14 protein-coding genes are annotated in these 13627 nt (G+C 60.1%); 9 read left to right on the forward strand and 5 right to left on the reverse strand.

Annotated elements, in window-relative coordinates; genetic code table 11:
* The first annotated feature begins 6 nt into the window (after positions 1-6).
* From B6S01_RS20345 to B6S01_RS22055, 4 genes are all read left to right on the forward strand, one after another.
* Positions 7-984: a CHC2 zinc finger domain-containing protein gene (locus B6S01_RS20345; protein WP_037466111.1), complete on the forward strand. Its 978-nt coding sequence runs from the start codon at positions 7-9 to the stop codon at positions 982-984.
* 73 nt (positions 985-1057) lie between these two features.
* Positions 1058-1198 (forward strand): hypothetical protein, encoded by a 141-nt coding sequence (locus B6S01_RS21475; RefSeq protein ID WP_156103366.1) that lies wholly within the window; start codon positions 1058-1060, stop codon positions 1196-1198.
* 293 nt (positions 1199-1491) lie between these two features.
* Complete coding sequence (locus B6S01_RS20350) at positions 1492-1815, forward strand: single-stranded DNA-binding protein (protein WP_037466110.1); 324 nt, start codon at positions 1492-1494, stop codon at positions 1813-1815.
* Positions 1816-2802: 987 nt separating this feature from the next.
* Entirely contained in the window at positions 2803-2925 is a 123-nt protein-coding gene (locus B6S01_RS22055) for a hypothetical protein (RefSeq protein WP_322788883.1), read from the forward strand.
* 136 nt (positions 2926-3061) lie between these two features.
* Here B6S01_RS22055 and B6S01_RS20360 read toward each other — a convergent pair whose 3' ends face one another.
* Positions 3062-3280 carry a hypothetical protein gene (locus B6S01_RS20360; RefSeq protein ID WP_037466106.1) on the reverse strand — a complete coding sequence of 73 codons (219 nt, stop codon included), beginning with the start codon at positions 3278-3280 and terminating at the stop codon, positions 3062-3064.
* A gap of 642 nt (positions 3281-3922) precedes the next feature.
* Here B6S01_RS20360 and B6S01_RS20365 point away from each other — a divergent pair.
* The 5 genes from B6S01_RS20365 to B6S01_RS20385 all read left to right on the forward strand — a co-directional run bounded on the left by B6S01_RS20365 (position 3923) and on the right by B6S01_RS20385 (position 10680).
* Positions 3923-4213, forward strand: a complete 291-nt coding sequence (locus tag B6S01_RS20365; protein WP_037466103.1) for a hypothetical protein — start codon at positions 3923-3925, stop codon at positions 4211-4213.
* Positions 4203-6500: a type IV secretion system DNA-binding domain-containing protein gene (locus B6S01_RS20370; protein WP_037466101.1), complete on the forward strand. Its 2298-nt coding sequence runs from the start codon at positions 4203-4205 to the stop codon at positions 6498-6500. Before B6S01_RS20365 ends, B6S01_RS20370 begins: the two co-directional genes overlap by 11 nt.
* A gap of 3 nt (positions 6501-6503) precedes the next feature.
* Positions 6504-9527 carry a MobF family relaxase gene (mobF, locus tag B6S01_RS20375; protein ID WP_037466099.1) on the forward strand — a complete coding sequence of 1008 codons (3024 nt, stop codon included), beginning with the start codon at positions 6504-6506 and terminating at the stop codon, positions 9525-9527.
* 521 nt (positions 9528-10048) lie between these two features.
* Positions 10049-10282: an antitoxin gene (locus tag B6S01_RS20380; RefSeq protein ID WP_037466097.1), complete on the forward strand. Its 234-nt coding sequence runs from the start codon at positions 10049-10051 to the stop codon at positions 10280-10282.
* A gap of 2 nt (positions 10283-10284) precedes the next feature.
* Positions 10285-10680 carry a type II toxin-antitoxin system VapC family toxin gene (locus tag B6S01_RS20385; protein WP_037466096.1) on the forward strand — a complete coding sequence of 132 codons (396 nt, stop codon included), beginning with the start codon at positions 10285-10287 and terminating at the stop codon, positions 10678-10680.
* Positions 10681-10912: 232 nt separating this feature from the next.
* On the opposite strand, the gene mnhG is transcribed toward B6S01_RS20385, so the two are convergent.
* From mnhG to B6S01_RS20405, 4 genes are read right to left on the reverse strand one after another with little or no spacing between them, the layout of a single operon-like run.
* Positions 10913-11269: a monovalent cation/H(+) antiporter subunit G gene (gene mnhG, locus B6S01_RS20390; RefSeq protein ID WP_037466094.1), complete on the reverse strand. Its 357-nt coding sequence runs from the start codon at positions 11267-11269 to the stop codon at positions 10913-10915.
* The gene (locus B6S01_RS20395; RefSeq protein WP_037466092.1) at positions 11266-11547 is read right to left on the reverse strand and encodes a K+/H+ antiporter subunit F; all 282 of its coding nucleotides are present in this window, start codon (positions 11545-11547) and stop codon (positions 11266-11268) included. The genes mnhG and B6S01_RS20395 overlap by 4 nt, the downstream gene beginning before the upstream one ends.
* Entirely contained in the window at positions 11544-12032 is a 489-nt protein-coding gene (locus tag B6S01_RS20400) for a Na+/H+ antiporter subunit E (RefSeq protein ID WP_037466090.1), read from the reverse strand. The genes B6S01_RS20395 and B6S01_RS20400 overlap by 4 nt, the downstream gene beginning before the upstream one ends.
* Positions 12029-13576: a monovalent cation/H+ antiporter subunit D gene (locus B6S01_RS20405; RefSeq protein ID WP_409372966.1), complete on the reverse strand. Its 1548-nt coding sequence runs from the start codon at positions 13574-13576 to the stop codon at positions 12029-12031. Before B6S01_RS20405 ends, B6S01_RS20400 begins: the two co-directional genes overlap by 4 nt.
* Positions 13577-13627: the final 51 nt, after the last annotated feature.

The raw sequence follows: 13627 nt of genomic DNA on the forward strand, positions 1-13627 counted from the left end.
GCCGTGATGAAGAACTGGCGTAGCAATCAATTCAAGCAGGATGTCGAGCGCGCAAAAGCGCGCTTTGACCTCAGCCGCATTGTCGGGCGACATGTGAAACTTCGCAAAGCAGGCAATGAACATGTCGGCCTTTGCCCCTTCCACAATGAGAAGACACCGAGCTTCCGCGTCAATGACGCGAAGGGGGTATTTCATTGCTTTGGCTGCGGCGCGGGGGGCGATGCCATAGACTTCATCATGAATTTTGAGGGCCGCGAATTTGTCGATGCTGTCGCCATTCTGCTCGGAGAAGAGGGCTTGCCGGAGGCGGCCCCACGGGATCGGTCCGCTATGGTGCGACAGGAGAAGGCGGACCGCGCTGCGGCTGTTCTGGCCGCGCAGGCCGAATGGCAGGACACCCGAAGCATCAAGGGCACGCCAGCAGAGCTTTATCTCGCCTCGCGCGGCATCACCGCTGATGTTCCTGCAACCGTGCGATATGGCCGCGTGGCACTCTGGCGCGACAAAAAGACCGGCTTTGGTGGGCGCCGCTGTTCGGCTCTGGTGCTCGGAGCGCAGGATCGCCGCGGTAAGATCGTTGGCATCCAACGTGTCTTCCTAACGGAGGACGGCCAAAAAATGGCCGACATGGCAAACCCTAAGCTCAGCCTGGGGCAGATCCGTGGCAGTGCGGTTCGGCTTGCCCCGCCGGAAAAGCGGATCATCCTGACCGAAGGACCGGAGGATGGGCTCACCCTGAGAATGAAATCGCACAAGGTTCCCGTCTGGATCACCCTGGGCACCGGCTCGATGCCCTATGTCGACCTCCCTGACGAGGTGGAGCATGTGACGCTAGCGGGCGATAATAATGCTGCAGGTCGAGCGGCGGTTGAGCGAGCGGCCGAAGAGTATGAGGCCCAAGGCAGAAGGGTGGATGCGATCTTCCCCGACCGCAGATATGAGGATTGGAATGATGAGCATCTGGGTATCAGGATGAAAAAATAAGCGGCCGCCTGACGGCGGCTCGGACTGTCGGCTGCAGCTGGACGGCACGCGCGCTGCCAGGCCCGTGCTGCCCATGTTTCAGCAGATGCTGCTGAAATCGACCATTGCAGCCCAGAAATGTTTCATCGGGCGCGTGGGCGATCCACAACAGCCGCCGCCAGCTGATGTAGCAACCTGCGGCGCGACCGCGACCAACGGATTGGAATTGCCATGAACTTCAATCCACGCATCACATCGGCTGCGATGTGGATAATGTTTCAACGGAACTGGAGCAGATCATAGCCATGTTCAAGCGGAGGACGAGTGGATATCCGCCATCTTTCCTTCTCTCGTCGCTACCGGTTTGATCTAGCTTCGATACGGCTAATGAGGACAAGTGAAAAAATGCAATGCTGCGCATTGCGACGGTTTCCTGCCTATGGCGGACCCTCCGTTTTTTCACTTGTCCTCGCCTCAATCTGCGCTTGCCAAACCTTTCGTTAGCAACGGAAGAAGGAAGGACATCTCATGATCAATTTCGCCAAATTCGAAGTCATTGGCAATGTCGGTGCAATCCAGGCCAGCGGCAATGTCACCCATCTCAAGATCGCCAGCAATTTCCGCCGCAAGAACGGCGAGGAATGGGTCGATGACACTAACTGGAACCGGGTCACCATCTTCAATGAGCGTTACCGCAAGACTATCGCCGAACGTCTCCGGGTTGGCGACCTGATTTTCGCTGAGGGAACCATGCGCGACACCTCCTACGAGCGCGAGGGCGAAACCGTCTTCACCACCGATCAGATTGTCGAGAAATTTGGTATTTTATCGTCGAATGCCCGCGCGGACTGACGAAACGGGGCGGGCCTTCGGCCCGCCTCGCAGCTTCAAACGCGGCGATGATACAGGGGCAGTGCAGGTCAGCCGATATGAATTAGAGCCGCTAGTGGGGGCGGGACGGATAACAGGAGCAGCGGTGGTATGGGATCGGCCGCTGCAGACCTTTTTTGCGCAGGTTTTCGCGCGGAGCGAAGATGAGCCCGACGAGAATGATCATCACCTGGGTGGGTCCGAGCCCGGCGAGCTGTCGTCTAGAATCCGACGATATAATGCGCGCGATGAATAGGCGACTCATCTACGAAAGCGCATTGTTCACCCGCCTCCCCCTTGGAGGACCCGATAAGCCCCGCCTCTTCCCCCTTGGAGGCGGGGCTAATTGCAGTCCCTATCATCTCCCGACATGCCAGCCAAAGGCCGACGGATGCATTGAAACCGTAGGGTGCGAATGCTCCCGATGATTGCTCGAACTTACCGAGCTTTCTCTTGCGAAAACGAGGGGCAGTATGGCCAACGGTAGATTGTCGATGCGGATCTGTTCCGCTAGATTGGCCCCGACTTGGATGCCCGACAGCATGCAAGCAGCGCCCTCGGCTTTCCCTGCCCGAGGGCGTTGTTTTTCGTCCTGAACATCGTGCCTGCATGACGCGTACCACCTCGGTCGGCGTGTCGAGTTCCCTAGGAACGGCATGCCAACGACAGGGGGGAATCTCTCATTGATTGCCTATCCTGTCATGTGGATCGCGGCTGCCTCAACGATGAGCGGTCCCTCCAATTTTGCCGCGCCCTCCACTGCGCTGCGCTCCGTTCTGGTCGCAGCAAAATCGGGTCCTCCGCTCCCCGCTTCGCGGCGGCTTCGCCGTCGTTGACCCAGCCACGATCCACATGCCCGCTGACCTCCATCATTTCATTTTGATGAGGAAAACCCATGCACATCAATCACAACGCTTTCGCCGCAGAGGGCACCTACATCGCAGCATTGCCAACGCCGAGCTACGCGCGATGACGAGCTACTTTCCGCAGCACATCGTCCGGGACGAAGAGGGTGGGTTCTTCGCCATTGATGAAGGGGATTATGGCGCTCTGCCAACGACCATCATCAACCGGGTGGTGTACAGCATTTGAGGCAAGCTGGACGACAGCTACTGAAATCTAAAGGGGAGGGTCGGTGAGGCTTTCCCCAAGATTTTATGGCCTGGGTCATTGGGCAGGCTGGGCATCGAGCCCGGCCTGCCCATTTTCGCTAGGATCGGTTTGGCCTTCACGCCGCCAGGCGACGCTGAACCTCCTCGACCCCAAGCTTGCGAATGCGCCCGACCAGCGCTTCCAGATCCTCCAGGGACAGCTTCATCAGGCCCGCTTTTTCGATGACCTTCAGCGAGGCATCTCGTTCCTTTTCAGCGAGCTGCTTTTTGCGTTCGACCAGCTTGGCTTCTTCCGCCGCAATGGCAGCCCGTTCCTTGTCCAGATCTTTGGCCATGGATCATTTCCCATATGTCGGATCGGATTGTGGACGGGGCCGTTATAGCTCCTCCTCAGTCCAGCTCAATCCCTTTGATATTGCGCGGGAATTGTCCTTGGAGGTGTGGCGGTCGGCCATGCAATCCGCGCTCCTTCCATCTCCCCTACTGTGGCGCACGAGCGCCGGAAAAGCATCGTCGTTTGGCGGCGGAACTGCTTTTCGCCTGGAGCCGGTTTTGGGGCCGGTTTTGCCGCGGCGTAGACGGATGAACCCCTCATGCCACGGCGAGATATGGCCAAGCCATATCCTTCCGCCCGATGGGCGGAGCCAATCCCTGCCGGATCGGCGACCCGGCCCTGGGGCCGGGAAAGCAGGAGCCGGTTACAGGTAACCAGCGCGCCATTTGGTTAAGTGCCTTACCAAGTGGTCAGGCAGCACACCGTATGCACCTGCGGTTCAAGAAAAGACCAGAATATTGGCATTTTGGCGTGTTTGCGATGTCTGACAAATGTCTGCCGTAAGCCGATCTAAAAGGAAACATGAGCGATAGAGGTGTTTCTCGGCGTGCAATGTCCGACGACTTGCAATGATCCACTCGATCAGGTATCGAGACTGAACTTTCGTAATCCCCACCACCCTCGCTGCTTGGAGGAATGGTGGATGACAGTCAAACAACGGCGTTACACGATCCGGCTTGAGCAGGATCAATGGCAGCGCCTTGAGCGGCACGCTCTGGCCCGTGGGGTCGCGACCGCCGATCTTATTCGCGCGGCGATCGATCAGTCTTTGTCGGGCGATGCGCTCGAGGATGCGAGCCGGCTGCGATTGGCGCGTATCAGCGAATTTCAGCAGCTCGCGCTCGACATCATCCTGCGCGAACAATTCCCCCAATATCGTGACCGCGTGGTCGCAGAAACCGACAAGCGGATGGAGCTCTACCATGGCCGGTAAGGACATCCGTACCAACGGGCAGAACATCCCGCTCAGCCATCATTCGGCGCGCGGCGAAGTACAGCGCAATTCGGGCAATTTTACGCGCGGCAGCCAGCTCCTTTCCCACGAACTGATGATGTGGCTTTCGGGTGCAAAGATGCCCGTCATCTTCTGGTTCTTTGTGTTCCTGAGCTGCTGGTTCGGCATCATGTCAGTGAAGCTTGATGAGCATGGTTTTCAGCTCATCTGCATGAAGGTCTATGCCGAGCTTTGGGACTGGGTCGATCTCGATCCGATGAAGCGCGTCAACGTCACCCTGGCGAGCGGCAAGATCGTGCGCACCATCATGTCAGCCGTACCGTATATCCCGGACGTGATCCGCGCCTGGGTGGTGGCCATGAAAGGGCTGCTTGGATCCTTCCTGCTGTCGGTCTTCATCACCGTTCCTGCAGCCATCGCCTTTGTCGATATGTCCAAAAGGCGGGGAAAGTCGATCCTTCAGGAACGGCATGAGCGCGGCGCCATGCTGGTTGATGTCGAATTGCTGCGATCGGAGATCATTGAGCATAACCGGATCAAGTTTGAAGAGGATGTAGCGCAGCTCTGTCCAGGCATGAAGCCTGCGGACATTTTGCGTCTCCCATTTGCCGAGCGAAAGGGGAGGGGGATCCATCACCCGTACAGCCTTGGCGGCATCCCCTTTCCCTATCGGCTCGAGCAGTCCCATGTCATGCTGATCGGCACCACCGGTTCGGGCAAGACGACTGAGCTGCGGTGCCTCGTTGCGCAGATGCGCGCGCGGCAGGACAGCGCGGTAATCTTCGATCTGACCGGCGCTTATGTGGAGTCCTTTTACGATCCCGCGCGCGACACAATTCTCAATCCCATGGATGAACGTTGCCCAGCCTGGTCCATCTTCAACGATTGCTCGACGCATAGCGATTTCACCTCTGCGGCGGCCGCGCTCATCCCTTCTGACGGCGGGTCCTCAGAACCCTTTTGGGCGCTCGCTGCCCGCACGCTTTTCATCGAAATGTGCATCCGGCTGATCGAGCGGGGCGAGGCCACCAATCTTGCGCTTTCTGAAAATCTGATGACGGCCGATCTGGCCCGCGTTCACCGCTATCTCTCCAACACGATCGCCGACCCGCTCACGGCGCCGGAAGCGGCGCGTATGGCTGAGTCGATCCGCGCCGTTTTCAACACCAATGCGCAGGTGCTGCGCTTCCTGCCTGAAGAGGGGGAGCCCTTCTCCATCCGGCGGTGGATAACGGGCGAAAAGAAGCCCGGCGCGATCCTGTTCATCACCTCCCATTATCTCGATCTCCCGATGAACAAGGCGCTCCTCACCCTCTGGATGGACCTTGCCATCAACAACCTCATGGCAATGCCGCGAACACGCTCGCTGCGCACCTGGTTCATGTTCGACGAGCTCGGCGCGCTGCACCGTTTGCCCGCCATTGAGAACGGCCTTCAGACGGCGCGTGCCTATGGCGGCGCGATGATCCTTGGCCTCCATAGTTTTGAAAAGCTGGTGGAGGTTTATGGCGAGCATGGCGCGAAAAATCTGGCCTCGCTCGCGCGCTCCAAACTGATCCTCGCCACCTCCGACCTCGACACTGCCGAACAGTGCGCGCGCTATATCGGCAACCGGGAAGTGCGCCAGATGGATGAGGCCTACAGCTACGGCTACAACAACACCCGTGATGCCTCGACCCTGACGCCGCGCAAGCAGACCGAACCGCTGGTCATCGCCGACGACATCACGAACCTTTCTTCGCTTCACGCCTTCGTCAAATTTCCGGACGGCTTTCCGGCGGCGCGGCTTGTGCTGCAGTATAAGGATTACCCGTCGGTGGCCGTCGGCTTCGTCCGCCGCAAGGAGGTGAAACCGATCCGCTCGCGGCGCGGGGAGGGGGCCTTCCAGGAGGACGGGCAGAGCGGTGAAGCGGGTGGTCGTGATGGCGCCGCGCAGGTCATTGAGAATGTCACTGACCCGACCGTTCCAGGCAGTGTGCAGGATCAGGAGCGCCATGGGCCCGCCGCTGGAGAGGTGGAGTCACAGGATGGGGTGCGCACAGAGCCCATTCGCGACCCGCTGGTCGATGCAGCGCGGCAGCGGAGCGGCGAAGCCGCTGCCCACTCCAAAGGCGGTGAGCAGCGAGAGACGGCTCCCCAGGAGCGGGACCGAACCGATCGCGGGTACAGGCAGGCACCTGCCGTTCCCGTGGTGGAGGATCAGACGCTTATCGAGTTGCGACAGGACCTGTCCGCGGGTCTTGAGGGCGGTGATTTCGGGATCTGATCCATGCTCTCTGTAGCTGCCGTGCGCTCCTCCTCTGGCGCTGCTAATTATTTCGCGAAAGACAATTATTATACCGTCGAGGGATCGGCGGAGGTCAGCATCTGGGACGGGGAGGGGGCTCGCGAGCTTGGCCTCGCGGGACAGGTCACAAAAGATGCGTTCGAAGGCATCTTGAATGGCATCCTGCCTGACGGCACCGGGGTGGCCCAAGTGGAGAACCGGCAGGCGGGCACTGACCTTACCTTCTCCATGCCCAAATCGGCCTCGATAATGGCCTACATCGCGGGGGACCGGAACATCCTATCAGCCAACCTGCGGGCAGTGCAATCCACCATGAAATGGGTCGAAGCCAATCTTGCTGAGGGACGCAAAGATATAGATGGGAAGAAGGCGCCGATCCGGACCGGCAACCTCGTCTATGCCCTGTTTGAGCATGACACGAGCCGGGCGCTCGATCCCCAGGGCCATGTCCATGCGGTGATCGCAAACCTGACCCAGATGCCGGACGGAAAATGGCAGGCGCTCCACAATCGCGCGATCTGGAAAGCAAACAGCGTCATTGGCACCATCTATCATGCCGCCCTGCGCGAAGAGCTGGGCAAGCTGGGCTACCAGACCGAGATGACAGGCAAGCACGGCACCTTTGAAATTTCGGGTGTGCCAAGAGAAGTGATCGATGCCTTTAGCCAGCGCAGGCAGGACATATTAGCAAAGGCCGCTGAACTGGGCGTTACATCGCGCGATGCCCTCGCGTCCATCACCCTTCGTACCCGTGATCCAAAGCTCAACGTCGGTGATCGCGATGCACTCGGCAGAGCCTGGAAGGACAAGGCTGCAGAGCTTGGCTTTAGCGGCAAGGATCTGCTCGAACTCGCGCGAGCCCGCAGCATGCAGGAACGGGCAGGGTCAACCCTTCAGCGCGGCTATCAGGCGATTAGGGAAGTAATCGCGACGACATATGAGAAACTTTCCGATGTTCTTGGACCTGACGATCCGCTGGTCGATCGTGGCCTCGCCCGCATGGGACAGACGCCGGCAGTGGCGCGGGCGCAGCTTGCTGTTGCATCTGCCATTCGCATTCATGCCGAGCGGGAAGCCGCGTACAAGATGACGGACCTTGCCAAAACCGCGCTAGACCTTGGGCTAAAGGGCGTCACCGTCGATCTTGTCGATCAGCGTATCGCTGCGCTCACAAAGCGCGGCTCGCTCATCCCAGGCGCTGGCCGCGACAGTGATGGTGTCGTCTCCATGGTCACCACTGCGCAAGCTCTGGCGACCGAGGAGAAGATTCTCAACCTGGTGCAAGCGGGCAAGGGCAGGGCGACGCCGATCGTCGCTGTTGACGACGCCCGGGACCGGCTGCAATCGGTGAGCGTTCATGAACTCAATCCCGGGCAGCTGGCGGCAGCCAGCCTGATTGTCTCCTCTGCCGATCGCACGGTCATCGTCCAGGGCATCGCGGGTGCGGGCAAGTCTACCATGCTTTCCGCCGTCGCGCGGGTTGCCGAGGCGGAAGGCCGCGAAGTGTTGGGCCTTGCATTCCAGAACAAGATGGTTGCCGATATGGCGCAAGGGGCAGGCATCAAAAGCCAGACGATCGCGTCCTTCCTTCTTGCCCATCAGCACTTCATCACTGAACGTAGCGGACCCGGCTATGACGAAGCGCGCGCGGCACTCGCCAACAGCATGATCGTGGTCGATGAAACCTCGATGGTGTCGTCAAAGGATATGCTCACCCTCCATCAGGTCGTAGAGTCGCTCGGCATCGATAAGCTGGTGCTGGTCGGGGACCGTCAGCAGCTCTCCTCGATCAATGCCGGCAAGGCTTTCGCCATGATCCAGGCCAGCGGCGGCACCATGGCGCGGATGGACCAGAATATCCGTCAGCGCACGACGCTACTGCGAACGGTCGCGTCATTGGCCAACGCCGGGAAGGCCGGCCATGCCCTTCGCCTGCTGGGGAATAACGTCATTGAGTCGCAGAGTCCGGCGAAAGATACCGCCGATCGCTGGCTTGGCCTTTCGCCCCAAGATCGGGAGCGTACGGCCGTGTTCGCGTCGGGTAGAGACGCCCGGGCAGCGATCAACATGCGCATTCAGGAGGGCCTTGTTGCTGAAGGATCGCTGCGTGGCGAGGCGATCGAGGTCATGGTCTATGAGCGGGTCAATCTCACCCGGGAGGAGCTTCGCTATGCGAAGAGCTACCGCGAGGGGCAGACGCTGGAGGTTGGGCGCGGCGGTATGCGGGATGTCGGCCTCAAGGCCGGACGTTATGACGTGGCGAAGGTCCATGCCAATGGCAAGATCGACCTTCGCAAGGGCGGCCAGCGCGTCCTTTTCGATCCGCGGAAACTCTCGCCTCAGGAAACTCACGATCGGCTTCAGCTTTCGGAAAAGAAGATTGTTCAGATCCGCGAGGGCGATCGCATCCGCTGGACCGCGAATGACAAGCCGCGTGATCTCCACAACGCCGCCATCGCGACGGTGGTCGCCGCGGACCAGAATGCGGTTACGGTCGAAACGGCTTCGCGGCAGCGACTGACCCTGGGCCTTTCCGACCCGATGCTGTCGCGTTTGGACCTCGCCTACAGCCTCAACATGCACATGGCGCAGGGGATCACCACGGACAAGGCCATCACCGTCATGGCGAGCTACGAAACAAACCTCTCCAATCAGCGCCTGTTCAATGTCGGCGTCACGCGCGTTCGGGACGAGCTGACCATGATCGTGGACGACAAGGCCAAGCTGGAGCGCCAGCTCGCCAGCAATGCTGGTAACAAGACGTCGGCGCTGGAAGCCACGGGGCGGCTTAATATCGATAATATAGCCGATGGCGGTCCTGAGCGGCCGAGGGCTCAGGAGCTTGGCCTTCCTGATGGTCCCAAATCAGGGGCGAGCGACAAAGCGCAATATCGGGGCGCAGCAGGGAAAGGCCGGCCAGGCAGCGGTGAGCAGGGGCGCACCGAAAAGGATCGCTCCGATACTTTGGCAGCCCTCCCTGAGCGAAGTCTGGGTCTTGATCTTTGACCGGGAGCCGCGCGCGCATGTTGGACCTATAGTTCCGTGCGGCGGCGCAAGAAGCCGAAGCACTGGGGAAACTCGATTGAGGCCTTCTGGGTTAGAGCGCGGCTTGGAACGCCGACTACCGCGTTGCGTTCGCCTGTATCCACCGTCATAGGCTGCGCCCATGGACGAGAATACCACTGACTTGATTCTGCGTGTCATAGAACGCGCGCCGCAATGAGTCCGTCACGAACTGGAGGCCAAGGACCCGAGCGCACGTAGGCGGGCCGAAGAAACCTTGGCGGCAATGATTGCTGATGCGCTCGCGAATGGAGCTCCCACGCAGCCTTTGAATTGAGTTCGGCCGGTTGATAGGTCTCGCCTTCGCGGGATTTACCGCTCGCCAAAAAAATTCGCGCCGAACGGCTGTTCTTCTTCGCCATCATCGGTCCGCTCGGGAACGATGCGTCTCCGCTGCTATCGTATCGACTGCCTACTCGCCTTCTCTTCTGGCATATGCTAATGTCATATGCCAAGGAGTCGCCATGAACGCTGAACGTCATGTCAAACTGTTCAAAAATGGTCGCAGTCAGGCCGTCCGTATCCCGCGCGAGTTCGAGTTGCCGGGGGAAGATGCGATTATGCGCAAGGAAGGCGGTCGGCTCATCATCGAACCCGCGCCTGCGCTGTCGCTGGCCGATTATCTGGCTACTCTCGATGACATCGAGGAAGATTTTGGTCCAATCGACGATATTCCCGCGGATGCCGTGAAATTCTGATCATGTACCTTCTCGACACCAACATTCTTTCGGATCTGGTCCGGCATCCGCAGGGTGTAATCGGCGCGCATATCGCGCAGGGGACTACCGAGACCATTGTCACGAGCATCATTGTCGCCAGCGAACTGCGGTTCGGGGCGGAGCGTAGGGGATCAGAGCGGTTGACGGCGCAGCTAGAAGGGATTCTCAAACGCATGCCTGTGCTGCCGCTCGAGGAGGACGCGGATCGCCGCTATGGTGCACTTCGTGCGGAGCTTGAACGCCGAGGCAAACCGATCGGGGGAAATGATATGTTCATTGCCGCTCATGCCCTGGCACTCGACGCTACGCTCGTGACGGACAATGTCCGGGAGTTTGAGCGGGTGCCGGGATTGCGGGTCGAGAACTGGCTTCGATAGCCCGACGCGTAGCCGCCAGAGCGTGGTTTGGTTGGAGCGCTCGAATGTGAGCCAGTACCGCAGTACCGGAGCGGCAAACTTTGGGGCTTTCCTGAAAGTCGGCTTCGGAGCATCGCAGGCTTGTTTCCAGACGCTAGTTTTCGGTGAGGCGGATCGCTTGGATGCTGTGTAAACTAACATTCTGACACCAGCTTGTCGGTTCTTTATCTGAAGCATTCAATGCGGCGTCAACCTACTTCCCATCTTCATCGACTAACCCGGGATTCGCGTCGCCTTCCACCCGTTCGCGGTAGAGGGCCGCCCGTGCTAGCAGCATGAAGGCGACCGGCGTGGTGACCGTAAGGAAAAGCCCGATCAGGATTTCATGGATGGAAGGACGCGAGCGGAGCACGGAGAAGCAGATGATCGACGCCAACACGATCAACGCCATGCCCAGTGTACTACCAAGCGTCGGCGGATGCACGCGGTCGTAAAAGCTCCTCATGCGCAACAGGCCGATCGACCCGACCAGCGCCGCCAGCGCGCCGGAGAGCAGCAGGAGCGCCACCAGCGCCGCCGCCCAGCCCGGAAGGTCCGGTGCCTGGATCATTCGATTACCTCCCCCCGCATCAGGAATTTCGACAGGCCGACTGTCCCGACAAAGCCCAGCAGGGCGATGACCAACGCAGCCTCGAAATACAACGTTCGCCCTGTCTGTATGCCGAAGCTCAGCAACAGCAGCATCGAATTGGTGTACAAAGTATCCAGCCCAAGCACCCTGTCCTGCGCGCGGGGCCCCCGGATCATGCGGTAGGCGGCGCACATCATCGCCAAGCCCAGCATGACTTGCGCCACTGTGATTGCCAAGGCCAGTAGCAGGGACGTCATTGGCCGAATATCTCCAGCAACAAACTTTCATACCTGAGCTTGATCAAGGCGATCCACTGATCCTCATCGACGAGGTCCAGGACATGGACCAGCACCGCGCTGCGGCGTCGATCAAATTCGACCCACAAGCTGCCGGGCGTTGCCGTTATGATTACGGCTAAAGTCGCGAGTCCATAGGGATGGGTAATCTCCAGCGGCAGGTGGATGAACCCGGAAACCCGGCCGCGGCGTCGGAACAGCACCAGCGATGCGACAGCAAAGTTCGACCGGACGATATCTGCAACGACGATCGCCAGCAGCTTAGCCATGGCCGCAGGCTGCCGCAGCTTCACGGGTTCCGGCTTCAATGCTGCCATCGCTTGGGTGGCGAGAAACGCTACGATCGCGCCCAGCAGCATTTGACCTGGCGAGAAGGACTGAGTCAGCAACAGCCAAGTGACGAACAGCAGCAGCGCAAGTAAGGGGTGGGGGATGAAGCGCCTCACCGTCCAGCCCCCACGCGCTGCGCGCTCAGGACCGCGCCCACATAGCCCTCCCGATCGCCCAGGGACTGGCCGGTCCGTTCCATGTAGCGCATCGTCGGACCCGCGAAGATCATGAGACCGAGACACACCACCAGCAGCATCGCGACCGGTACTACTTCGGCAAGGCGAAGCACCGGCTGCGGCTTGTCCGACGGTGCCCAGATCAGATCGATGCCAGCGCGGGTCGTCGCGACCAGCACCGCCAGCCCTGATCCGATCAATAGTGCAATGAGGCCCCAGATCGACCCTGCGATCCTGTCCTGCAGTCCGAGCAATCCGTCGATCATCGCGAATTTGGCGATGAAGCCGGACAGCGGCGGGAGGCCGGCGATTAGCAGTACGCAGAAGGCGAAGCCCATGCCCAGTATGGCGATGGTGGCAGGGATGACGATGCCGATCTCTTCCTCCCCACCCTCGTTGAGCGCGCCGGTATATTCATCGTCGAACACAGGTTCGCTGACGCCCGCTGGCAGCGCTTCCTGCCGCTCGACGAGCTCGATTAGCAGGTAGAAGGCGCTGATCGCCAACGTCGAACTGACTAGGTAGAAGAGTGCGCCTGCTAGGACATCGCCTGCGCCCGCGCCGATTGCCGCGATCAGCGTGCCCGCCGAGATGATCAGCGAATAGCCCGCAACGCGCGACAATGTGCGGGCGGCGAGCACGCCGATTGTGCCGAACGCCATCGTTGCCATGCCGCCGAACAGCAGCCATTCCTCACCATAGTTGCCGGTCCAACCCAGATCGCCACCAAAGAGGAGCAGATAGACGCGTAGGACCGCGTAAATGCCTACCTTGCTCAATATGGTGAAGAGCGCGGCGACGGGGGGCGCCGCCGCCGCATAGGTACGCGGCAACCAGAAGCCGAGCGGCCACATGCCCGCCTTCACCAGGAAGGCGATGCCCAATATTGCCATCCCGCTTTGCACCAGCGCCACGTCACTATTCGCAACGGCCGGTATGCGCACGACCAAGTCAGCCATGTTGAGCGTCCCGGTCACCCCGTAGATCAGCGACGCGCCGATCAGGAAGAGGAGCGATGTGGCGACGTTAAGCGTCACATAGTGCAGCGCTGCCTTCACCCGCGCCTTGCTCGATCCGTGCAGCAAAAGACCGAATGACGCCGCCAGCAGCACTTCGAAGAAGACGAACAGGTTGAACAGGTCGCCGGTCAGAAATGCCCCGTTGAGACCCATCAGTTGAAGCAGGAAGAGCGCGTGGAAGCGCGGGCCGGCACGGTCCCATCGCGCCAACGCGTGGATGAGCGAGGTAAGGCCCAACGTTGCTGTCAGCACAAGCATCATCGCCGACAGCCAGTCCAACACAAGCACGATACCGTAAGGCGCCGCCCAATTGCCGACCAGATAGGCGCGGGTTGCGGGCGCGCCGCTGAAGCCCGCTGCTGCAACCCCGGCCAACAGGGTGATCGATGTGGCGAGCAGCGCTGTCACGGTAGAGAGCGCGATGATCCGCTTGGCCATCGTCCTGCGCTCGTTGAGCAGCAACATGGCTGCTGCACCGACCAGCGGCAGCAAGATCGGGAGAATGATCAGGTGATG

Source organism: Sphingobium herbicidovorans (assembly GCF_002080435.1).
GTDB lineage: Bacteria > Pseudomonadota > Alphaproteobacteria > Sphingomonadales > Sphingomonadaceae > Sphingobium > Sphingobium herbicidovorans.